The 581-nt window shown below is 63.5% G+C and carries 1 protein-coding gene; it reads left to right on the top strand.

Features of this window, described 5'->3' with window-relative positions:
• A partial coding sequence (locus ACTIFE_RS20445) for an HAD-IC family P-type ATPase (protein ID WP_439530988.1) occupies positions 1–581 on the top strand: 581 nt, incomplete at both ends.

Raw genomic sequence — 581 nt, 5'->3', positions numbered from 1 at the left:
ACCGGCAAAACCACTTATCTCGCACAGGTCATCGAACTCGTGAAGAAGGCGCAGGCGACGCGATCCAGGACGCAGGACATCGCCAACCGCGCTGCCTCATGGCTCACCTACATCGCTCTCGCCGTCGGCTTCGGTACGCTCTTCGTCTGGTGGCTCGTTCTCGGCGCGTCGCTTGAATTCGCGCTCGAGCGTATGGTGACGGTGATGGTCGTCGCCTGCCCGCATGCGCTTGGGCTTGCCGTTCCGCTCGTTGTCGCCGTCAGCACCTCGCTCAGCGCCGGAAACGGACTTCTAATCCGTGACCGCGCAGCCTTTGAACGCGCGCGCAATCTGAACGCAGTGGTCTTCGACAAGACCGGAACGCTGACGGAAGGCCGCTTCGGCGTGAGCGACATCGTGCTGCTCGCCAGCGGTGACGAGAACGAAGAACTCGCTTTGGCCGCAGCGGCCGAGAGCCAGTCCGAGCATCCGATCGCCCACGGCATCGTCGCCGAGGCCAGGGATCGCAACTTGACCGTCCCGAAGGCGAGCGACGTCAGCAACATCACCGGAGAGGGCATCGTCGCAAAGGTCGATGGTCA

Origin of the sequence: Pannonibacter sp. (genome assembly GCF_051860505.1) — a bacterium.
In the GTDB taxonomy this organism is placed as follows: domain Bacteria; phylum Pseudomonadota; class Alphaproteobacteria; order Rhizobiales; family Stappiaceae; genus Pannonibacter.
The sequence above is the reverse complement of the archived record's forward strand: the minus strand, read 5'-3'. Positions and strand labels throughout refer to the sequence as shown.